The organism is Singulisphaera sp. GP187 (genome assembly GCF_900129635.1).
Taxonomy (GTDB): domain Bacteria; phylum Planctomycetota; class Planctomycetia; order Isosphaerales; family Isosphaeraceae; genus Singulisphaera.
In genome coordinates, this window is record NZ_FSRB01000001.1 from 751,999 (window position 1) to 772,724 (window position 20,726).

A 20,726-nucleotide genomic window follows, 5' to 3' on the forward strand; every position below is an offset into this window, starting at 1 on the left:
TTGGACGGCTTGATTGATGCAGCCGTGGGGTTGCGGGACGTTCGATGATTTGATTCCGGTCCGCGCCCGCCTCTACGGATCCTCGGGATCGGTAGAGCGGGGTGGGTCCTCAGGAGCGCTTGCTGGTTCTGCGTCGTCCCTGATCCGCAGCAGCGTGCTCGCCCAAAAACCTTCGTATCGACTGACCCAACGTTCGTAGATTTGCTGAATGGGAACCGCATTCAAGGTGTTGATGCGTTGTCGGCCTTGCTCTCGGGTGAGGATCAACGACGCCTCGCGGAGCACGTCGATATGTTTCATCACGCCGAACCGCGAAAGCTGCGGGAACTGCGCCACGATTTCCGTGGTGGTTCGCGGGCCGTCCCGCAAGAAATCGAGGATCGAGCGCCGCGTCTCGTCGCCGAGGGCTTTCCAGACGCGGTCCAAGTCCTCAGGCATGCTCGGCCTCGATCAATCGCGGCGGACTCTGGAGGTGAATCGTGAGGGGCAAGCGATCATTCTTCGGAGCGTTCTTTCACTTTTTCGAGCAACAAGGCCCAGCCGGCACCGACCCCCTTGCGATGCTCGGGGTCGATGAGGCCGAGCACGCGGTGTCGCAAGCTCAGGGTGGCCCCACCGCTGACCTGATTGATTCGGAACTGGAGGTGACCGGTGGCCGGATAGGACATGAACATCGGGCCGTGGATCTCCAGCAGCGTGGGCGGCTTGAACACCTGCACGAACCCCCACAAGTGCCCTTGCTGGTCCCCAAGGTCACGGAACCAACGCCCACCGGGCCAAGCCTCGAGCACCATCGCCAACGACTTGCCGTCGTGCGTGGCGTTTTCCTCGGCGAGACGCTTCAGCAGGCTCCGAAACACATCGCCCGGGGCGGCCTTGATTTGAATTTCCTGCGAAACGTCCAGCGTCAGGTCGTCCAGATTCATCTCTCCGCACTCCCGTCCAGGAATCCGTTCTGATCGCGGATCGTCCGCCCGCGATCCCCACCACCCGCATTGGGTGACTGAATAGTAACGTGACTTTTTTGTCACGTCAAGTTGGCCGACGAAAAAAGCGGGGTGGGATTCCGGGGCCGAGGCCGGAAACGCGTTGGCGAACCTGTTGGCGACGTCATGAACGATTCACGATCGATTTGCGGTGAGGATCGAATTCCTCCCGTGGGGTGGGCGCGGCCCACCATCTCGATCTCATTGGCAAAAAGAGATCGAAAATCGCAGAATTTAACCACGAATAACACGAATAGATTCAGTAGGAAAATAATTGTAATTATAAGTATTTTGAAATCGTTAATTTTGATTTTTGATTATTCGTGCCGCTCGTGGTTGAATTCTTGAGTGGTAGGCCATGCGGTCCAGCAGGAATGCAAGCCGATTCGTGGAAAGAATCGAGCCGGTATGCCTGCTGGGTGCCGCGGGGATGAGGAGGGCGGGGCGTCAGGGTTGGTCGAGGGGGGGGACTTCCGACGGGATGGACTCGGCCCCGCTTGCGAGCCAGGCGTTGGCCTCGGCGAAGACCTGGCGGATTTTGGCGTGGTAGAGCAGGCGCGTGATCTGGTCGAACGAGCCCCAGTGGTGCCAGTGGCCGGCCGGATCTTCGACGTGTTCGGCCGAGGGGGCCAAGGTCGCGACGTCGTGGACCTCGACGACGTAATAGGTCACCGTTTTGATGACCTTACGGCCGCGGCGAATGTAGGTGTAAGAGAGGCTCTTCTCGAACCCCTCGCGGAACGACCATTCGACCAGTCCGGTTTCCTCGTGGAACTCACGAGCGGCGGTCTCTCGGCTCGACTCCCCGGCTTCCATTCCCCCTTTGGGGAACTCCCACTTGGCGCGAGGGTTGCGCACCGTGGCCGAGTGGAGAACCAGGAACACGAGACCGTGTTCCCCATTCACCTGATACGGAATCACGCCGGCGGAGCGCTCGTGGATCGTGGTCATGACGGCGGTCGCTCCGACGGCCGGTCCATACCGTCGCCGTCCTCAAGGGCCGCCACCAGACCGAGCACCGTCCCCGGCGTTACCTGATCGTCTTCCCACCCACGGATTTCCGCCAGCCGACCGGTCGTGGGCGCGGGCACGTCGAATGTCGCGGGGCCGACCAGCACCTCGACGAGCCGATCCCCCTCCCAGACTTCGTCTCCCCGCGCGGCGAACCAGTGGCTCACGACAATCGGTACGTCCGGACCGGTCCCCAGGTCGGGCAGGATCACTGCCTCCAAGCGCATGGCGAACCCCGTCTCGTCGTTCACGCATCAATCTCGATTCGGTGAAACGTCCACTGACGTTCCCCGATCGTATACCATCTCAGCTTATCCCCGGAGTCACTCCTTGGCCAGAGCGATTGGAACGCGATCCCGGGCTCGGGACCGAATCCGCCCCGGGCGATCGTTCCGGACGTGCGCCCGGTCCGCATTCGACCTGGGGAAATGACGCGCCTTCCAGTAGTTTTACGAAACTTACACCGGCACCCGTGGTATCTAGCTTGAAGCGGCAGGGAACGACGAGGGGAGCACACTGGGTCCTTGAGTCCCACCCGCTTCGGCGCTTCGTCCGGTCTTCGGGATCGAGCCGGAGGGCATCGGGCAATCAACCCAAAGAGGAATCAGGGCATGGCGAGTTGCTGTAACCTGCGCCGACGTCTGGGGCTCGTTGGGGGCCTGCTGTTGGTGTTGGCGGTTGAGTCGCAGGGGGCCGGACTCCCCCTTGACCGGGGCATTGGCCAGCGCGTGGCCAACTTCACGCTCAAAGACGTCTCGGGGCAGCCGGTCTCGCTTTACGGCTTTGCCGGCAAGAAGGCCGTTGTCCTCGCCTTCTTGGGAACGGATTGTCCCCTCGGTAATTTGTATGCGCCTCGCCTGGCCGAGCTCAGCAAGGCCTACCAGGACAAGGGCGTCGTCTTCCTCGGGATCAACTCCAACGCCCAGGAGACCGTCGACCAGGTCGCGGAGCACGCCAAGACCTACGGCCTCGATTTTCCTGTCCTGAAAGACACGGTCAACTTGGTGGCCGACCTGGCTCTGGCCGAGCGGACCTGCGAAGTGCTCGTGCTCGACGGGCGCGCGGTGCTCCGCTATCGCGGGGCGATCGATGACCAGTACGCGCTCGGCAAGCGGAAGCCCGCGGCGGCGAACGCGTATCTCCGCGACGCCCTCGATCAGGTGCTGGCCGGGAAGCCGGTCGCCGTGCCGGCGACCGCGGTGGTCGGCTGCTTGCTCGACCGTCTCGAGCCGAAGCCGGTGGCCTCGAGCAAAGTCCGCAAGATCCGCCCGGCCGCCCCGGAGATCGTGGCCGCTCTCAAGGAAAAGGAGCCGGCGACCCCGGTGGACGTGGGGCAGGTGACCTACGCAGGCGAGGTTGCCGCCATCCTCCGCGATCGTTGCCAGTCGTGCCATCGCCCCGGCCAGGTCGGGCCGTTCCCGCTGTTGACCTATGACGATGCCCGGCGCCGGGCCGCGATGATCAGCGAGGTGGTCGACGACCGCCGCATGCCCCCCTGGCACGCCGACCCCCGATACGGTCACTTCCGGAACGACCGCACACTTTCGGACCGGGAACGCGCGACGCTCCTGGCCTGGGTCGATCAGGGAGCCCCGCTGGGGGATCCCGCCGAGATCCCCGCCGCCAAGTCGTTTCCGGAAGAGTGGACGGTCGGTACGCCCGACGTCGTCTTCGAGATCCCCGAGCCCTATGTCGTTGCCGCCCAAGGGGTACTCGACTACGTCAAGGTGCGGGTCCCAACCCACTTTACCGAAGACAAATGGGTGCAAGTGGCCGAGGCCATGCCCGGGGACCGCTCGGTGGTCCACCACATCATCGTCTACGTCGACGACCACTCCAAGGAAAGTGGCCGGGAGCGCGATGCGCACCTCTGTGGGTTCGCCCCGGGCGACATGCCTTCGGTCTTTCCTCCCGGCACGGCCAAGAAAATCCCGGCCGGATCCGACCTCGTGTTCCAACTCCACTACACACCCAGCGGCAAGGCGCGCGTCGACCGATCCAAGGTGGGGCTGACATTCGCCAAGGCACCGGTGGAACATCAGGCACGCACCGTCGGAATTGCCCAGACTCGGTTCATCATCCCCGCCGAAGCGGACAATCACCCGGTGCGTGCTTCCTATAAGTTTCCCAGGGATGCGCACCTGATCAGCTTCATGCCGCACATGCACTTGCGAGGCAAGAGCTTCCGGTACGAGGCCACGTTCCCCGACGGTCGCAAGCAGACGTTGCTCTCCGTGCCGGCCTATGACTTCGGCTGGCAGACGTCCTACAACCTGGCGGAACCGGTCGCCATGCCCCAGGGAACCCGGATCGACTGCCTGGCCGTCTATGACAATTCCAAGGCCAACCCGGCCAATCCCGACTCGACCAAGGCGGTCACCTGGGGCGAGCAGACGTTCGAGGAGATGATGATCGGCTACCTCGACTGCGTCGACGATGGGCCGATCGACGAGAAGCCGCCGGTCGAGAAGCCCGAGAAGGCCGCCGCGGTTCCCCGGCCGTCGCCCTCGCCCGTGTCGCGACTCGTTCGAGTCCTCCGCGCCTTGAATTCCGCCTCGGTGACGGGGAACTAAGCTGTGGCGAGCGAAACCCGATCCTGATCGCAAGCCAAAAGGCGAGCGGGGAGCGATCAGCTCCCCGCTCGCCTTTTGGGGCGAGCGAATCGGGCGAGTGCAACCCCCCGGGGCGACTGGATTCTCGATCGGGTCGTTCCCCAACGATGCACGACTGCTGTCATTCATTCGACTTGCGACTATAGTGAAACAATATTGGGGGGAGTGCGGACCCGTCTGCGAACTGCGTCGGCCTGGGTGAGGGGCAAGCCATGGACATGAAGCGGATGTCGTTGCTGGTCGGGGTTGTGGGACTCGTGTTCGGTGGGTCGTGGGTGGTGGCGGCGGACTCGCCCGCGCGAGAGATCCCCGCACCGTTCGTGCCGTTCGAGCATATGATTGGGAGTTGGAAAGGTACGGCCGTCCCGGCCGTGAATCGGTTGAAGGGGTGGTCGGAAACGCACATGTGGGCCTGGAAGTTCGCCAAGGGCCAGCCGGTCGGGATGACCTTGGAATTCACGGGCGACAAGGCGCTGGCCAAAGCCCAACTCAGTTATGCCGCCGACACCAAGCAATACCGACTCGAAGGGACGGACCCTGAAGGCAAGGCGATCGAGTACGTCGGGGCGATGGACAAGGCGGGGCGTGCCTTGGTGCTCGACCGCGTCGGGCCGCCTGGCCAAGGGAAGGACCGCATTTCGATTCGCCCCAACACCAACCTGATCCGGTACACGATCGACTTCACCCATCAAGAGACGGGCGCTCCGCAGTTCGCGAAGGTGGTCGAGGTGGGGCTGACCAAAGCGGGAGTCTCGTTCGCCGCCGGGGGAGAGTCCGCCGACCTGCCCAAGTGCATCCTCACCGGCGGAGCCGCCACCATGGCGGTCACCTACCAAGGCAAGTCCTACCCGATCTGCTGCTCCGGTTGCCGCGACGAGTTCAACGACGACCCCGAGAAGTATGTCAAAAAAGCGGCGCTCATGACGCAGCCGGGCGCGGGCAAGTCCGTCGCCAAGCCTGCCTCCAAGGTCGGCCGGGATGACGGTTCCTTCGATGGCCTCGACGAAGAAGTCAAACCTAAAGCGAAAGCCAAGGGCAAGTCGTCCGAGAAGGCCAGCTCTTCCGCGGACAAGGACAAGCCCGACGACGAGCCGGCCCCATCGAAGCCCGCCGCCAAGGCCTCGACGAAGGCGGCGTCGCAGCTTCGCCTCGCTCAGAACCTCGAAAAGTCCGGGAAGACGGCCGCGGCATTGCAGTACTATCGCGACCTTGTGAAGGACTACGCCGGAACTCCCGAGGCGAAGACCGCCGCGACGCGGATCAAGGCCTTGGCGGGCGATTGACGACTTGTCTCCCGCCACGCCAACAGGACAGAATAGGACGCGGGCCGAAGGGGCGAGACCGCCGAATTCGTGCGGAAACGGCGTCAAGTCAATTCAAGCGATGTTATGTCAAGCCTTGGCCGTGCGTGGGGAGATCCGGATGTCGAGTCCGACCCGGGTGGTTCGGATCTCCCAGTCGTCGCGGTCCCAGCCCTCGATAATCCCCGAGGCTTCGAGGCGGTCGAACATCTGCTCGACGTAGGCGGGGACGCGATCCTCGTACTCGGCCACCAGGTCGAGCTTCCGGCCGAGTAGGCTGAGGAGGCCTCGAATCGTCGCCGGGCCTTTCTCCGCGATCCGTTTTTGTCCCTCGGGGGAGACGGGGTCGGGCCCATCCAAGGTCAACTGCATCGAACGAAGCAGCCGGCCGAACTGGCCGAACCAGGTGTCACGGAACCCGAAGTAGTCCTTGTGGATGATGTTGATCTCGCCGTTACGGACGACGGCGGCCTGGTAGACCGACTCGAGATAGTTCTCGCCATAGTCGGTCTGAAAGGCGATGTTGACCGCCTTGGCCAGATGCTGCAGAGCGCCTTTGACCCCGATGATGTCGGGGTCGACCTGGAGCGAGAGGTCGCGGAGTCCCCCCGCGCGACGCGCGGTGACGGTCCCGCCACTCCCCCCGTCGACGGCCACGCCCAGCCCCAGGTCCGATGGAACCGACGGAAGCGGCACCGCGGCGGTGACTCGGCGATTGGTCGGCTGAGTCGGGGCCGCGGTCGGTGCAGGGGGGGAAGGCCGTTTCGGTTCCTTGGGCGGAGGCTGCGAGGGCATGCGACGACTCCGAAATCGGGCTCGTGCGTAAAAAGACAAAGACAACCGCGGACATCATAGCCTGATGTTGGGAACGCGACGACCACCTCACGGATCAGTCCGAATCGCGGCCTCGGATTGCGGGCGGAGCTGAGGGAGCAGCCGCCCGCCAACGTTGCCGCCGGCGCTCGAGGAGTCGCGTGATGAAGGCGTCATATTCGGTGTCCGGCCGCCGTCGCTTGGGGTCCCAGCGTCGGCCTTTCTCCCCGTTGCAACGGTCGTGGACCACGGCGAGGTTTTCCGGTTCCTCGGTCCCGCCACGGGTTCGGGCGCGAATATGCTCCAACGTCGCTCCTTCCCCCGTGACGGCGTCGAAGGCGATCGGGCCGTTACAGATCAAGCATTTGCCGACCCAGTTTGCCCCGCGCCGCGCGAACGAGGTGTCGGTTTCGGCCACCCTTGCCAACTTTTCGGCGGTCGTCATCGGTCGGCGATCGCCCTCGGGAAGTCACGGGAATTCACCCGTTTCATTCTAGTAAGAGCGCCGGTCGGGGTCTCCAAAAATTGAGTCGCCAGAGGCGAGAGCTTCGGGCTATGATCGGGCCTGCCTCGGCGAAACCGTCGCCGCCGAGGCCGCGATCGATCGTCCTTGAGCCCGAAAAGGTGCCGCCGTGTCGCCATCGTCCCAGCTCGCGTTTCCTCCCCTGGCGCTTGGGGTTTGCAGTTGGAGTTTGCAGGTTCAGAGCATCGCCGAATTGAAAAAACTGCTCGACGACCTGGGCGTCAACCTGGCCCAGGTGGCTTGCGGCGACCCCCACCACGCCAATTGGGACGAGGGGGACGCCATGCCCGCGGCGGCGAAAGCCTCGGGGATCGTGATGACCGGCGCGATGCTCGGATTCCCGGGCGAAGATTACACCACGCCTCAGACCATCAAGGAAACCGGTGGCTTCGGCAACCCGGCCGATCGTCCGGCACGCCTCGAGAGGCTCCGCTGGGCGCTCGATCGGACCTTGGAGCTGGGGTTGACCGACCTGATGCTCCACGCCGGATTCTTGCCCGAGGTCGATGATCCGGGCCGCTCGGCGATGCTCGACACCCTGAGCCAGGCGGGCCAACTCGCGGCCGACAAGGGAATCACGCTGGCGTTCGAGACCGGACAGGAGACCGCTACACTCTTGCGCCGGACTCTGGACGACCTGAAGGCGCCCAACCTCAAGGTCAACTTCGACCCCGCCAACATGCTCCTCTACGACATGGGCGATCCGATCCAGGCCGTCGAGCTCCTCGGTCCCGACATCCGCAGCGTCCACGTCAAAGATGCCAGGCGGCCCAAGGTCCGTGGCCAATGGGGCGAGGAAGTTCCCCTGGGCCAGGGCGAAGTCGACATCCCTCGGTTCGTCAAGACGTTGAAGGCGGTCGGCTACACCGGCCCCCTCGTCGTTGAGCGTGAGGTGGGCGATCAGAGCGGCCGGATTCGCGACGTGGCCCAGGGCCTGGCGCTGCTCCGTGAATGCCTGGCCGGCTGATCAGGACTTCGCTTGCGTCAATGGGGCATTCGATGGCCCATGATTTGCACGAGGATTCCTGGTGGAGGCGAGGAGCAGTCGAAGTCCTCGACGCTTTGGTCGGCAACCTAAATTGAGGAGAGAATTCATGTCGCTCAAGCAATGGTGTTTGGCGGTCCCGTTCGTAAGCTGCGCACTGGCCGTTTCGACCTGTTTTGCGCAAGTGCCGGCCACGGGAGAAAAAGTGACCCCTCCGGTGGGTGAGCGCGTGGGCGAGAAGGTGGATAGCGCTGTCGAAAGCCTCAAGAAGGGGGTGAGTAACGCGGGCGAAGCGATCCGCGACCAGTACGAGAAGGCCCGTGCCGGTGTCCACAACATGAGTGTGGCGGCCCGTGTTTACGGTCGCTTGCACTGGGACAAGGCGCTCACGAATTCCAAGGTTGAGATCGATGTCCAGAAGGGGGGCGTGGCCGTCCTGACCGGCTCGGTGGCCGACGCCGTGGCCCGCGCCAAGGCGGTCGAATTGACTCAGGACACGGTCGGAGTGACCAAGGTCGTCGACCAACTCGTGGTCCTGACCACCTCCACCGGGGCCGTTCCGGCGGCCCGGGTGAAACCCGCGAAGCCTTGATTTGATCCGACCGCGGGATGACCCCGCGGAACGATCCGCCAGCCCATCGGTTGCGCCTGGTTGCGGGAAAGAAACCACGGGCCGCCAATCCGTCCGAAGGATTGGCGGCCCGTTCCGTACGATGCTGAGAACGCTCAGCCAATCACGGTATGGACGACTGCGGCGAGTTCGCGCCCGGCCTCGGTCAGCCCATAGAAATTGTGCTTCCCACTGCGTCTCGGCTCAATCAGGCGACCGTGGCGAAGCAGCGAGAGATGGTGGCTGACCGCGGGCTGGCTCTGGGTTCCCAGCTCCGTACAAAGTTCAGAGACGTTCCGCTCGTTCTCGCTCAAAAGCATCAGCACTTGCAGCCGAGTGGGGTCGGAGACCTGCTTGAGGAGGTCGGCAACACGCCTGATCTCGGCGGAAGGCCGCGGGGGAGGCGATGCTTTTGAGGAAGCCTTCGGGGCTTTCGGAGCCGCGGAAGCCTTGGACGAAGTGGGGGGCATGTCACTCCTCTGAGTCGTTCGTGAAAAGTAAGATATCGAGCTAGCTTGGCGTGAAGTCGCCAGTACGCAATCTCGTGAAGAGGCCGCAACTCAAAGGGATGTTATTTCGCTGTTTGGTATATTTAGGAGTACGCCTCATGGCGTCAACCCCTCCCCTTGAGAATTCATCGCCGTTCTTGGTTTGTAAATATTTAGATTGCCGACCTGATTGTGCGCCGTGAGGCTTGCTCTGGCAGGGGCCTCGGTGCGGCGTCATTCGGGAGCGGGGTTGGGGATTTACGCTTGCCGCATGGGCGCGTCAGCCGTTAGAGTGGTCTGATTGATTTTGGTCCAGTTTCCCGTTACGGTCGCCGGGGCCGGGTCGGGCGGCGTTCATCTTGCGCTGAGAGTTCCGTCTGATGTCCGTGCCCACCACCATGACGCAGACCGACCTGGCTTATCAACAGTGCATCAACCCGGCGTGCCGGGCGACTTATGCGGTTGACCAGACGATTTTCGCCTGCCCGACGTGCGGCGACTTGCTCGACGTCGTTTACGATTGGGACCGGTTGCCGGTGCCGAGCCGGTTGAACGAGTTCGAGGCCAAGTGGTCGACCCGGCTCGATCCGCTCAACTTCTCGGGGGTCTGGCGGTTCCGCGAATTGCTCCCGTTCGCGCCTCGCGAGATGGTCGTGACCGTCGGCGAGGGGCAGACGCTGTTGCAGTCGGCCGACAAGGTCGCCCAGTACGTAGGGATGGCGCCCGGCAACTTGAAGCTTCAGTATGAGGGGATGAACCCCTCCGGGAGCTTCAAAGACAACGGTATGACCGCGGCCTTCACGCATGCCCGGATGGTCGGTGCCCGCCGCGTGGCCTGCGCCTCGACGGGCAACACCTCGGCGGCCCTGGCCGTCTACTGCTCGGCGACCGACTTCGGCTTCAAGGCGATCATCTTCATCGGCTCGGGCAAGATCGCCTACGGCAAGCTGGCCCAGGCGCTCGACCATGGCGCCTTGACCATCCAGATCGTCGGCGACTTCGACGACGCGATGCATCGCGTCCGCCAAGTTTCCGACCGGCTGGGCATCTACCTGATGAATTCGGTCAACCCGTTCCGGCTCGAAGGCCAGAAGACGATCATGTACCGGGTCCTTGAGGGACTCGGCTGGGAAGTCCCCGACTGGATCGTGGTTCCGGGGGGGAACCTGGGCAACTCGAGCGCCTTCGGCAAGGCGTTCATCGAGTTGAAGCACCTCGGACTGATCGACCGCGTCCCGCGCCTGGCCGTGATCAACGCCGCGGGGGCGCGGACCTTGGAGTACCTGGTCAGCGAGCACAACCTGTCCTGGTGCGACGGTCTTCCCGACATGGCCCAGAGCCAGGCCTATTACGACGAGCTCGATGCCAAGCACTTGAAAGCCTCGACCATCGCCTCGGCCATCGAGATCAATCGCCCGGTCAATCTCAAGAAGTGCCTGCGGGCGCTCGACTTCTGCCAGGGGGTCGTCCGCCAGGTGAGCGACCAGGAGATCATGGACGCCAAGGCCCGGGTCGGCTCGGGGGGCCTCGGCTGCGAGCCCGCCAGCGCCGCGAGCGTGGCGGGGGCCAAGAAGCTCCGCGAAGAGGGGATCATCGCCCCGTCCGACCGGGTTGTCTGCATCCTCACCGGCCACCAGCTCAAGGATCCGACGGCGACGGTTGCCTACCACGGCACCGATCAGGAGAACTTCGAGAAGGTGCTCGGCAGCCGCGGCGTCCACCGCGCCGGGTTCGCCAATCGGCCGGTCGTGGTTCCCAACGACCTCGACGACATCATCCGGACGATTGCGCTTTACTCCGACTCAGGACCGGCCGGCGAAGCGAAGAATTGACCTTGGTGGCCGCGATCATGCGATTTCATTGGCCGCCGACGATGCGGAACCCACGCTGGTGTGGGGTTCCGGAGAGTTTTGCGTCGATTCGCCAACACGGATAACAAGCGTTCGGGGCTCCCGATTTGCCGCTCTATCCTCGACCGGCGGGAGCTTTGTAGCCTCAGCGGGGCGACCGTATATAGCCAGGGGTGAAGGTTCTTGGACGTGCTTGATATGGTTAAATGTTGAAGTCCTGAAAGGGCGGCCGTCAACTATTCCTGTTCAGCGACCTTGCCCGATCCAACGACCTTTTCAGCCTCCCGGCGTAGGATGTGGTAAATCCAGGTCTCGCGGTTGTCGGCTTTCGTTTCGTGCCAATCGAAAGAATTGATGGCGGACGCGAGCGTCCTCTGGGCCTCCCCTTTGCGTCCCAGACGATACTGCGCCATCGCCGTCACCAGGCGGGGACAAGGCCCCATCACCGTTGCTGCTTCGCCTTGCATGATCGCGATGGTGTTCTCGAACTGTTCCAATCGATACTCGGCCAGGCCTCTGGCGAGCATGAAATAGGGGTATGTCCAGGTTAGGGGCTTCGTCCTTGCATCGGTGATCGCGCGATCGATCAGGATGGCGGCCTTGCCGGCCTCTTCAGGTGACGCGGGCAGGAGTAGGCAGGCACGTCCGACACGCTCGGCGGGACGTGGATCGCTAAGCTCTCCGAATCGATCGAGCAGCTTGCGACGTGCATCGAGATAATCGTTCTCGTGGCCGTAAAACAAGCAAAGCTCGGGATATTCGTCCCAGATCTCGAGGTTTTGCGGATCCGCCTCGATCGCTGACCGCCAGGCATCCTTCGCCTCCTCAAGTCTCCCGAGTCGAAGAAGCATGGACCTCAGACCTTTCTGAGCGGGCGTGCACTTCGGGTCGATGGAGACCGCTTCCCGATACGCGGCGGTGGCTTCGACGTGCTTGGCGCTTGAAGCAAGGCTATCGCCCAGGCCGGCCCGTAGCATCGCCGACTGTGGGTGCAATTGCAGGGCCGCCTTGAGTACGACGACCGACTCGTCAATCTGGCCGGCGCCTCTCAGGGCGAATCCAAGATTGTAGTGAGAAATAGGAGTCGATGAATCAAGCCTCAGTGCACATCGATGAGGCTCGATGGCGTCGGCCATCTTCCCGGAGGAAGTGAGCGCATTGCCCAGATAGTTGTAACCGAGTGAGACGTCCGGTCGAATCGACACCGCAGCCTGCGCGAATCGTATTGCGTCGGCATGCCGATTCGCTGTTACCAGGGAGGCGCATAACCGGAGATTTACCCAGAAGTCGGAGGGATCCGATTGCTGAACCCTGGTCAGGAGTGGGACCGGGTCTCCGCCCCTCTCAAGTAAGTCTCCTGCGATGGCCAGGAGGAGCGGCACACGCGCGTCATCCACCGAGGCGAATCGGCTCAATTTTTCCAGGTCCGCACGGTTGTTGCGGACCTCGGGGTCACGGGCGTCCGCCATCCATCCCACCGCATTCCGGTCGGACAGTCTTGCCACTTGCAGCAACCACTCCTTGCGGGACAAGTCATCCAATGGGGAAGACCAATCGTCGATGGCGTCGATCAGAGCCCACCGAATGTTCGACGTCCGGATTCGGGTTGAAACATTCTCAGGGGCATCGTCGGGATTTCCCACCCCGTACCAGATGAGGGCCGCAATGTAGGCGTCTTGGGTGGCGGAATGGTTGATGACGCCGCCGATCGTCTTGGCCCGATCGATGCGGATGGCGTCGAGCTTCTCCACCATGGCCAGATCGCGAATTCCCTGGTCGAGGGCGCGCCGAAGTCCTGGAGATCCCCCGTCGCCCAGACGCCCCTTTGCACGTTCCAATGCCGCGACGGCCTGATTCCAAGATTGCTTCTCCAGCCAATGGGCCATGTCTCGCAGGTCGTTGGCCGCCTCCCGCTCGGTCGCGGCGTTGTCGGCCTCGATGCGTCGACTGGCCGTCGACCACTCGTTGGTCAGCCAGAGTCCTCCACCGATCAGGGCCATGGCGAGCGCGACGCCACACGCGACAAATGCTGCAAATCCCGGCCTCTGACGGATCTGCCTGGCCAGTCGCTCAAGTCGTCCCTCCGGCCTCGCCTCGATCGCCTCGCCGTCCAGAAAACGGCGGAGATCTCCTCCTAACGACGCGGCCGAGTGATACCGCCGCGCCGGGGCCTTGCTCAGGCATTTCAGGCAGATGATCTCGAGGTCGCGTGGGATCTTGGCGTTCAACAGCGACGGCGGCGTCGGATCCGAGTCGATGACCTGTCGGATCGTCTCGGAGGTCGTCTCGCCGCGGAACGGCGGTCGGCCCGTCAGGAGTTCGAAGAGGATCGCGCCCAAGGCATAGATGTCGACGGCCGCCCCGACAGCGGCCTGATCCCCGGCGGCCTGCTCCGGGGCCATGTAGCTGGGGGTTCCGATCACGGCCCCGTTCAAGGTGAGGCTCGTCGCCTCGTCGATCCGGCGGGAAAGGCCGAAGTCGCTGATTTTTGGGGTGCCGTCCTCGTCGAGCAGGACGTTCGCAGGTTTCAGGTCGCGGTGGATGATCCCGGCGCTATGGGCTGCGTGGAGCGCCCCGGACAGAGACAGCAGGAGCGACGCGGCTTGGCGGGGCGTGGTGGGCTTCGCTGCTTCGGCGAGGCTCCCGCCCGCGATGAACTCCATCGTGAAGTAGGGGCGCCCCTCCGATTCGCCGACGTCATAGATCTGCACCACGTTCGCGTGGCGAAGGGCCGCCACCGCCTCGGCCTCGCGCTGGAACCGCTCACGCTCGCGGGGCACCGCGTAGGCCCCGGCGATGGCCAGCTTGATTGCGACGATCCGATTCAGCCGCAGGTGCCGCGCCCGGAAGATGACGCCCATCCCTCCGCGACCGAGCAGGCTCTCCACTTCATATCCCGGGATTCGCGGAAGGTACGCAGCACCCAGGGACGATTCCGACACAGGCTCCGGGCCCTTTTTTCGTTCCGGCGGGAAGATCGAGTCGAGCTCGGCTTCGAGGCGACAGACCCGCCGCCACCGCTCGCGCAGCTCCGGTAGCAATTCCGGGAAATCGCCGCAGACTTCCTCTGGAGTCCGGCCCGAGTCGTGCAATTCCTCGAGCAGCTCGCTGATCCGTAAGTCGATCGCCACGACGCCTTCCCCCGGTTACTTACGGCACGGATCGCAGTCACGACGGGGGCGGATTCCCCGCCACCGTTGCATCAGCCCTGAGCGAGTCGGGGACGCTGCCCTGCGGCCGCAGGTCTTCCAGCGTCTCCGCGAGGCTAGCCAGCCCTTTGCGTAGTCGCCGCTTCACCGTCGATTCCGAAACCCCGAGCACCTCAGCCGATTCCGGAATGGTCAGCCCCTGGATGCGGATCAGGTCGAACACCTCACGCTCTTCCTCGGGCAGGGCATCGATTGCCAGGAGCATCCGACGTCCGTCCGACGTCAGCCCGGAATTGCTCTCGCCCGGGGCGAGGGTGAGCTCGTCGCGGAGTTCGACCGTAGCCGGTTGCTCATCCAAGCGTCGGGCCAGGTCATTTAGCTCCCAACGCATGTGCTGGCCGGCCAGGGAAAAATACTGCCGCATGCTCGCGGGGCGAGCCTCGCGGAGGGCCTTCATCAGGCGCTCCACCACGGCCCCGAGCAACTCCTCCGCCTCCAAGTTCAGCGGCGGCTTCATGAGGCGAGGATAGCTCCTCGTCAGGAGTAGGACGCAGAGGCGTCGCAGGCGGCAGGCGGATCGGTCCAGCAGGGCCCGGACAACGGGCTCGGAGGGCGCGTCTGCGGCGAGCTCGTCAAGATAGCGCTGAACGACGATGGTGGTGGGCTCATGGCTCATAATCAATTCCGGCCAAGACTTGCGGCGAGACAAGGGATTATATCAGGTTGCGTGAACCCCTGCCACGCTTAGCAAGAGTAACGACCCAGTGGGGTGGCATCGTCCTTCCGGAGCACCGAAATTGTCACACGCGATCCGTAGCCTGCTTACGCCCGAGAATTGTACGGTCATCTTCATCGACCACCAACCGCAGATGACCTTCGGTGTGACTAGCATCGACCGCCAGACGCTGGTGAATAACGTCCTTGTGCTGGCCAAAGCGTCGAAGATCTTCAACGTCCCGACCATCCTCACGACCGTGGAGACGGAGAGCTTCTCGGGCTACATGTGGCCCCAGCTCCTGGAGATCTTTCCCGGGAACAAGCCGATCGAACGCACGAGCATGAACTCGTGGGAGGATGAAGGCTTCCTCGCGGCGGTCAAGGCGACGGGTCGGAAGAAGCTGGTCATCGCCGCGCTCTGGACCGAGGTCTGCCTGGCCTTCCCCGCGATCCAGGCGATGGAGGCCGGTTTCGAGGTCTACGCGGTCGAGGACGCGAGCGGCGGGACCAGCGAGGTCGCCCACCGCGCGGCCATGGACCGCGTGGTGCAGGCGGGGGCCGTCCCGGTGACGGCGATTCAGGTCCTGCTGGAACTTCAGCGTGACTGGGCTCGCCGCGAGACCTACGATGCGGTGATGGGCCTCGTGCTGGAGCACTGCGGGGCCTACGGCCAGGGCGTCGAGTATGCCTACACGATGGTCCACAAGCAGCCGCCCTTCAACGCCCGCCACAAGGGCCACAAATGACGGAAACCACGGTGGGCGTCTTGGCCCCCTCGGCGTCCGAGAGGGCGATCAGCGTCATCATCCGCCGGGTCGCGCGGGCGGGCCGCCAGGCCGAGTTCGAGGCGGCGGTGCGGGCCTTCTCGCCCGTGTCGCTCACGTTTCCCGGCCACCTCGGCGTCCACGTCGTCCCGCCGCCGGACGGGGACCGGGAATACGTCGTGATCCTCAGATTCGCCTCGGACCGGGCGTGGCGGGAGTTCCAGGAGTGGGAGCGCTATCGATCGTGGGTCGATGGCATTCGCCCCCTCTTGGCCGACGACCCGTCCGTCGAAGAGGTGTCCGGGCTGGAAACCTGGTTCCGGATGCCGGGCGAGGCCGCCATCGTACCACCGCCGCGTTGGAAGATGGCGGTCGTGACCTGGGTCGGCGTCTGCCTCACGGTCGGGGTCCTCAACGCCGTCCTTCGGGCCTGGATCGCCGGCTGGCCCTGGTGGGCGAACCTGCTCGGGTTCAACGCGGTCGTCGTCGCGGCACTGACCTGGGTCGTAATGCCGGTGCTGTCGCGGGCGACCCGCGGCTGGCTCCGACGCCCTCGACTTGAGGAGGCATGATGTTATCCCAATCGGCTGAGCTCATCTTGCACAACGGGGCGATCGCGACCCTAGACCCGGCAAAACCGGAGGCGGCCGCCGTCGCGATCCGCGACGGCAAGGTCCTCACCGTCGGCACCGACGCCGAGGTGATGGCAACGCGGGGACCTGCCACTCAGGTCATCGATCTCGGCGGCCGCCGGGCCATCCCGGGCCTCAACGACTCGCACCTCCACCTGATCCGAGGCGGCCTGAACTACAACCTCGAACTCCGCTGGGATGGGGTGCCGTCCCTGACCGATGCGCTGCGGATGCTCCGCGAGCAGGCGATCCGGACGCCCGCGCCGCAGTGGGTGCGGGTGGTGGGGGGCTGGAGCGAATTCCAGTTCGACGAGCGACGGATGCCGACCTTGGCCGAGATCAATGCGGCGGCCCCCGATACTCCGGTCTTCATCCTCCACCTCTACGATCGCGCCCTCCTGAACGCGGCCGCCCTGCGTGCGGTCGGCTACTCGAAGCACACGCCCGACCCGCCCGGTGGCGAGATCCAACGCGACAAGCGGGGCAACCCGACCGGGGCTCTGATCGCCCGGCCCAACGCGATGATCCTCTATTCCACGCTCGCCAAGGGTCCAAAACTGCCGATCGAGTATCAATCGAACTCGACCCGGCATTTCATGCGCGAGCTGAACCGGCTGGGCGTGACGAGCGTGATCGACGCCGGGGGCGGATACCAGAATTATCCCGACGACTACGCGATCATCGAGGATCTGCATCGTCGCGGCGAGATGACGGTGAGGGTCGCTTACAACCTCTTCACCCAGCGACCCAAGGGAGAATTCGAAGACTTCTCGAAGTGGATCGGGATGACGAAGCCGGGGGCGGGCAGCGATTACTACCGGATGAATGGCGCCGGTGAGATGCTCGCTTTCTCGGCCGCCGACTTTGAGGACTTCCTCGAGCCCCGCCCCGACCTCGCCCCCAGCATGGAGGGCGAGCTCCGCCGGGTCGTGACGCTCCTGTCCGAGCACCGCTGGCCGTTCCGGCTCCACGCCACCTATGACGAGTCGATCGACCGATTCCTGGATGTGTTTGAATCTGTCGATCGAGACGTCCCCTTCGCCGGGCTCCGATGGTTCTTCGACCATGCCGAGACGGTGACCGAGCGGAATCTGGAGCGGATCAAGGCGCTCGGCGGCGGGATCGCGGTCCAGCATCGGATGGCGTTCCAGGGCGAATACTTCGTCGATCGCTACGGGGCAAAGGCGGCCGAGCAGACGCCCCCGGTCGCGAAGATGCTCGCGATGGGCATCCCCGTCGGCGCGGGGACGGACGCGACCCGGGTGGCGAGTTTCAACCCTTGGATCTCGCTCGCCTGGCTGGTGAGCGGCCGGACCGTGGGCGGGCTGGCCCTCTACCCCGAGGCGAACCGGCTCGACCGCGCCACCGCGCTTCGCCTCTACACGCAGGGCTCCGCCTGGATGTCCGGGGAGGAAGCCTCCAAGGGAGCGATCGCCGTCGGACAACTCGCCGACCTCGCGGTATTGTCGGCCGATTACTTCACGGTGCCGGAGCGCGAGATCCAGGACATCCAGTCGGTGTTGACCGTGGTCGGCGGCAAGGTCGTCTTCGGCGGCGGGTCGTTCGAGTCGATCGGACCGAAGCCACTCCCGGTCACGCCCGACTGGTCGCCGGTCGGATTCTATGGAGGATACCACGATGCGGCGCGGCGGACCTCGTCCGAGAAGAGGGACCATGCCCACCGGTGCGGCCAAGGGGCGACGAGCCACTCGCTGCTGCACAAGCTCGTCGACCCGTTGAAGGCCAAGGTGCGAGACCCCTTCTGGGGCGAGGGGTGCGCATGTTGGGCCTTTTAAACGGGAGGCAGACGGCGAGGAGCACGATGATTCACACCCCTCTCGGACCGCGAATCAAGCGAACTCATGGTGGCATTCTCCTTGTCTTCGCCTTACTCCTCGCCGAGTCGACGGTCCTCGCCCAGCAGCCTGAGGACTCGAATCTCGCGGTGCCCGCGCCGGCCGACGGCGCCCAGTCGGCGAGTCGGCCACTCTCGGGTGGCAGCGAGATCCCTCGCCTCGGGCCTGGTCAATCGGCCATTTCTGCGTCGGTCCCCGGCGTGACGGGCTCGGGGTCACCTTATAAATTGCTCCGATACGAGGAAGACTTCGGATTTCTCGCCGACCCCTCGAAACGTACCGATTTCTTCGACCCGATCAAATACATCCCGCTGTTCGGCCGAACGGACGCCTACCTGACCTTGGGCGGCGATGTCCGCGAGTGGTTCGAGTCGTATCACAACGACTCCTTCGGGGAGGGCCCCGGCAATTCCCGGGGGTACAACACCTACTACCTCCAGCGCTACATGCTCCACGCCGACCTCCATCTTGGGAGCAATTGGCGAGTCTTCATCCAATCCATCAGCGGATTCGAGAACGGCCGGATCGGCGGGCCTCGGCCGGACATCGACGTCAACTGTTTCGACGCCCACCAGGGATTCGTCGACTGGACCTGGCGTGCGAGCGTGTCGGACTCATCGGTGACCTGGCGGCTCGGCCGTCAGGAATTCCGATACGGGAGCGGGAGGCTGATCGACGTGCGCGAGGGGCCGAACCTGCGACGGTCGTTCGATGGTGCGCGGGCGTTGGCGAAACTCGGGGGATGGTCGCTCGACGGATGGTGGGCGAAGCCGGTCCTGAACAATCCCGGTGTCTTCGACGACGATCCCGATCCCGACGTCTCGTTCTGGGGCCTCTACGGCGTTCGACCGATCGGCGACGGTTCACTCGCGAACGTCGACCTTTATTACCTCGGGTTCGCGAATCGCGAGGCGCAGTTCGACCAGAATTCGGGGCGCGAGTTGAGGCACTCGGTCGGGACGAGGCTCTGGGGCCGACCTCTGCCGTGGGAATACAACCTCGAGTACGTCTATCAGTTCGGCGACTTCGGAGCGGGCAGGATCAACGCCTGGACCGCGGCGAACGCGGCCCGCTACAACTTCGATCGCCTGACGTTCAAGCCGGCCCTCGGCCTGAGATTCGACGTTGCGAGCGGCGACCGCAACGCGAATTCCGCCAACCTCCAGACGTTCAACCCGCTCTTCCCGTCCGGGGCCTACTTCAACCTGACCGGACCGTTCGGGCCGCAGAACATGATCGACCTCCACCCGACTCTGGACCTCCACCTCCGCGACGACCTGACGCTCTCCGCCGACTGGACCTTCTTCTGGCGCGAGAGCCTGGACGACGGCGTGTACAGACTCTCCGGGTCGCTCATCGCGAGTGGGAGGGAAAGCCGGGCCCGCTACGTCGGCTCGAGCCCCGCGTTGACCGCGGTGTGGACCGTCAATCCTCACGTGACGTTGCTCGCGAGCTATGTCCACATCTTCCCCGGCGAATTCATCCAGGAGACGACGCCCGGCAGGAGCGTCGACTACTTCACAACCTGGCTGACCTGCAAATTCTGAGAATCAAATTCAGGAGGGATTCCATGAACAGACCCATCGCGACAGCAGCAATCGCAATCGCCCTCCTGGCATCTTCGGCTCCCCCATCCCGCGCCCAGGACGCGCCGAAGCCGCCGGCCGAGACGCGGATCGAGGGGCCGGAGGGGGCGATCGAGATCGTCCGGATGCAGGGGCCCTACGACGCAGAGGTCCCGCTCCAGGTGGTGTGCTACTTCAAGAGAACGCCGAACTCCGACTCGCGGATGGCCGGCGCCCCGGTCGAACTCGACAATCATCTCGGCGGCCTCATCGCCTCGCTCCGTTCTCGCGGGGAATTCGGCGGCGACGAGCTGGAAACCATCCTCTTCGACGTCCCGGAGGGGACGATCAAGCCCAAGCGGCTCCTGCTCATCGGGCTGGGCGACGAGTCATCCTTGTCGCTCGACAGGATGGAGCGGGTCGGCCGGGTCGCCCTGCGCGAGGCCGTCAAGATCGGCGCGACGAAGGTGGCCTTCGCGCCCCTGATCCGCGATCAGGGGAACACGAAGATCGGGACGGGGGACGTCGAGAACGCGGTGACCCGCGGCGTGCTACTCGCTTACGACACCGAGAAGCGGCTCCAGAAGCAAGGATTCGCCAGGGCATACCGCCTCGAGGAATGGATCATCGAGGCCGGTCCGAAGTACTACGACGAGACGGTCGCAGGCGTGCGGAAGGCGGTCGACGAGGCGAAGGTGGCGATCGAGGCCCGAGGATCGAAGCCCTACTCGTTGCGGAGCAAATGAGTGATCGGCAGGGCTGCGGCGTACTCCTCTTGTCTGCCGATCCCCGAAATCAAATGATCGTGACATGACCGAAACCAAGCTCGGAGTTGCCCGATGTGCCGACGGCACATCGAAGCGT

The 20,726-nt window shown here is 64.2% G+C and carries 19 protein-coding genes; 10 read left to right on the forward strand and 9 right to left on the reverse strand.

Going from position 1 to position 20,726, the window contains the following annotated elements; all coding sequences use genetic code 11:
• Positions 1–72: 72 nt before the first annotated feature.
• The 4 genes from BUS42_RS02990 to BUS42_RS03005 all read right to left on the reverse strand — a co-directional run bounded on the left by BUS42_RS02990 (position 73) and on the right by BUS42_RS03005 (position 2,248).
• Positions 73–438 (reverse strand): ArsR/SmtB family transcription factor, encoded by a 366-nt coding sequence (locus tag BUS42_RS02990; protein ID WP_074305131.1) that lies wholly within the window; start codon positions 436–438, stop codon positions 73–75.
• 56 nt (positions 439–494) lie between these two features.
• Entirely contained in the window at positions 495–926 is a 432-nt protein-coding gene (locus BUS42_RS02995; protein ID WP_074305132.1) for an SRPBCC family protein, read from the reverse strand.
• Between the two features lie 507 nt (positions 927–1,433).
• On the reverse strand, positions 1,434–1,937 hold the full coding sequence (locus BUS42_RS03000) for an NUDIX domain-containing protein (RefSeq protein ID WP_074305133.1): 504 nt from the start codon (positions 1,935–1,937) through the stop codon (positions 1,434–1,436).
• Positions 1,934–2,248 carry a biotin/lipoyl-containing protein gene (locus BUS42_RS03005; protein WP_074305135.1) on the reverse strand — a complete coding sequence of 105 codons (315 nt, stop codon included), beginning with the start codon at positions 2,246–2,248 and terminating at the stop codon, positions 1,934–1,936. Before BUS42_RS03005 ends, BUS42_RS03000 begins: the two co-directional genes overlap by 4 nt.
• Before the next feature lie 360 nt (positions 2,249–2,608).
• Here BUS42_RS03005 and BUS42_RS03010 point away from each other — a divergent pair, with 360 nt between their 5' ends.
• The gene (locus BUS42_RS03010) at positions 2,609–4,570 is read left to right on the forward strand and encodes a redoxin domain-containing protein (RefSeq protein WP_074305137.1); all 1,962 of its coding nucleotides are present in this window, start codon (positions 2,609–2,611) and stop codon (positions 4,568–4,570) included.
• 251 nt (positions 4,571–4,821) lie between these two features.
• Positions 4,822–5,892: a YHS domain-containing protein gene (locus BUS42_RS03015; protein WP_254053267.1), complete on the forward strand. Its 1,071-nt coding sequence runs from the start codon at positions 4,822–4,824 to the stop codon at positions 5,890–5,892.
• A 108-nt stretch (positions 5,893–6,000) separates the two neighbouring features.
• Here BUS42_RS03015 and BUS42_RS03020 read toward each other — a convergent pair whose 3' ends face one another.
• Entirely contained in the window at positions 6,001–6,705 is a 705-nt protein-coding gene (locus BUS42_RS03020) for a hypothetical protein (protein ID WP_074305139.1), read from the reverse strand.
• A 94-nt stretch (positions 6,706–6,799) separates the two neighbouring features.
• A complete protein-coding gene (locus BUS42_RS03025) occupies positions 6,800–7,168 on the reverse strand; it encodes an HNH endonuclease (protein ID WP_074305141.1) in 369 nt (122 codons plus the stop codon).
• 187 nt (positions 7,169–7,355) lie between these two features.
• Here BUS42_RS03025 and BUS42_RS03030 point away from each other — a divergent pair, with 187 nt between their 5' ends.
• On the forward strand, positions 7,356–8,213 hold the full coding sequence (locus BUS42_RS03030) for a sugar phosphate isomerase/epimerase family protein (RefSeq protein ID WP_254053268.1): 858 nt from the start codon (positions 7,356–7,358) through the stop codon (positions 8,211–8,213).
• Between the two features lie 127 nt (positions 8,214–8,340).
• Positions 8,341–8,823 carry a BON domain-containing protein gene (locus tag BUS42_RS03035; RefSeq protein WP_074305146.1) on the forward strand — a complete coding sequence of 161 codons (483 nt, stop codon included), beginning with the start codon at positions 8,341–8,343 and terminating at the stop codon, positions 8,821–8,823.
• 134 nt (positions 8,824–8,957) lie between these two features.
• Here the strand turns inward: BUS42_RS03035 and BUS42_RS03040 are convergent, their stop codons facing one another.
• Positions 8,958–9,311, reverse strand: coding sequence for an ArsR/SmtB family transcription factor (locus tag BUS42_RS03040; RefSeq protein WP_074305148.1), 354 nt, complete (start codon positions 9,309–9,311; stop codon positions 8,958–8,960).
• A gap of 398 nt (positions 9,312–9,709) precedes the next feature.
• Here BUS42_RS03040 and thrC point away from each other — a divergent pair, with 398 nt between their 5' ends.
• On the forward strand, positions 9,710–11,161 hold the full coding sequence (thrC, locus tag BUS42_RS03045; protein WP_074305150.1) for a threonine synthase: 1,452 nt from the start codon (positions 9,710–9,712) through the stop codon (positions 11,159–11,161).
• 254 nt (positions 11,162–11,415) lie between these two features.
• On the opposite strand, the gene BUS42_RS03050 is transcribed toward thrC, so the two are convergent.
• Positions 11,416–14,310 (reverse strand): serine/threonine-protein kinase, encoded by a 2,895-nt coding sequence (locus BUS42_RS03050; RefSeq protein ID WP_074305152.1) that lies wholly within the window; start codon positions 14,308–14,310, stop codon positions 11,416–11,418.
• A 37-nt stretch (positions 14,311–14,347) separates the two neighbouring features.
• Positions 14,348–15,004, reverse strand: coding sequence for a sigma-70 family RNA polymerase sigma factor (locus BUS42_RS03055; protein WP_074305154.1), 657 nt, complete (start codon positions 15,002–15,004; stop codon positions 14,348–14,350).
• 121 nt (positions 15,005–15,125) lie between these two features.
• Between BUS42_RS03055 and BUS42_RS03060 the strand changes: the two genes are divergently transcribed.
• The 5 genes from BUS42_RS03060 to BUS42_RS03080 are packed head-to-tail and all read left to right on the forward strand — an operon-like array spanning position 15,126 to position 20,608.
• A complete protein-coding gene (locus BUS42_RS03060; RefSeq protein ID WP_074305156.1) occupies positions 15,126–15,791 on the forward strand; it encodes a hydrolase in 666 nt (221 codons plus the stop codon).
• The gene (locus BUS42_RS03065; protein ID WP_074305158.1) at positions 15,788–16,381 is read left to right on the forward strand and encodes an antibiotic biosynthesis monooxygenase; all 594 of its coding nucleotides are present in this window, start codon (positions 15,788–15,790) and stop codon (positions 16,379–16,381) included. Before BUS42_RS03060 ends, BUS42_RS03065 begins: the two co-directional genes overlap by 4 nt.
• Positions 16,381–18,237, forward strand: a complete 1,857-nt coding sequence (locus tag BUS42_RS03070) for an amidohydrolase (protein WP_074305160.1) — start codon at positions 16,381–16,383, stop codon at positions 18,235–18,237. Before BUS42_RS03065 ends, BUS42_RS03070 begins: the two co-directional genes overlap by 1 nt.
• Before the next feature lie 26 nt (positions 18,238–18,263).
• The gene (locus tag BUS42_RS03075; protein ID WP_254053270.1) at positions 18,264–19,844 is read left to right on the forward strand and encodes an alginate export family protein; all 1,581 of its coding nucleotides are present in this window, start codon (positions 18,264–18,266) and stop codon (positions 19,842–19,844) included.
• A gap of 23 nt (positions 19,845–19,867) precedes the next feature.
• Positions 19,868–20,608, forward strand: a complete 741-nt coding sequence (locus BUS42_RS03080) for a M17 family peptidase N-terminal domain-containing protein (RefSeq protein WP_074305162.1) — start codon at positions 19,868–19,870, stop codon at positions 20,606–20,608.
• Positions 20,609–20,726: the final 118 nt, after the last annotated feature.

Excerpts from the sequence above, each read along its gene's own strand:
- BUS42_RS02990 (WP_074305131.1), bottom strand. The coding sequence starts at position 438 with ATGCCTGAGGACTTGGACCGCGTCTGGAAAGCCCTCGGCGACGAGACG.
- BUS42_RS02995 (WP_074305132.1), bottom strand. The coding sequence starts at position 926 with ATGAATCTGGACGACCTGACGCTGGACGTTTCGCAGGAAATTCAAATC.
- BUS42_RS03000 (WP_074305133.1), bottom strand. The coding sequence starts at position 1,937 with ATGACCACGATCCACGAGCGCTCCGCCGGCGTGATTCCGTATCAGGTG.
- BUS42_RS03010 (WP_074305137.1), top strand. The coding sequence starts at position 2,609 with ATGGCGAGTTGCTGTAACCTGCGCCGACGTCTGGGGCTCGTTGGGGGC.
- BUS42_RS03015 (WP_254053267.1), top strand. The coding sequence starts at position 4,822 with ATGGACATGAAGCGGATGTCGTTGCTGGTCGGGGTTGTGGGACTCGTG.
- BUS42_RS03020 (WP_074305139.1), bottom strand. The coding sequence starts at position 6,705 with ATGCCCTCGCAGCCTCCGCCCAAGGAACCGAAACGGCCTTCCCCCCCT.
- BUS42_RS03025 (WP_074305141.1), bottom strand. The coding sequence starts at position 7,168 with ATGACGACCGCCGAAAAGTTGGCAAGGGTGGCCGAAACCGACACCTCG.
- BUS42_RS03035 (WP_074305146.1), top strand. The coding sequence starts at position 8,341 with ATGTCGCTCAAGCAATGGTGTTTGGCGGTCCCGTTCGTAAGCTGCGCA.
- BUS42_RS03040 (WP_074305148.1), bottom strand. The coding sequence starts at position 9,311 with ATGCCCCCCACTTCGTCCAAGGCTTCCGCGGCTCCGAAAGCCCCGAAG.
- thrC (WP_074305150.1), top strand. The coding sequence starts at position 9,710 with ATGTCCGTGCCCACCACCATGACGCAGACCGACCTGGCTTATCAACAG.
- BUS42_RS03055 (WP_074305154.1), bottom strand. The coding sequence starts at position 15,004 with ATGAGCCATGAGCCCACCACCATCGTCGTTCAGCGCTATCTTGACGAG.
- BUS42_RS03065 (WP_074305158.1), top strand. The coding sequence starts at position 15,788 with ATGACGGAAACCACGGTGGGCGTCTTGGCCCCCTCGGCGTCCGAGAGG.
- BUS42_RS03070 (WP_074305160.1), top strand. The coding sequence starts at position 16,381 with ATGTTATCCCAATCGGCTGAGCTCATCTTGCACAACGGGGCGATCGCG.
- BUS42_RS03075 (WP_254053270.1), top strand. The coding sequence starts at position 18,264 with ATGATTCACACCCCTCTCGGACCGCGAATCAAGCGAACTCATGGTGGC.
- BUS42_RS03080 (WP_074305162.1), top strand. The coding sequence starts at position 19,868 with ATGAACAGACCCATCGCGACAGCAGCAATCGCAATCGCCCTCCTGGCA.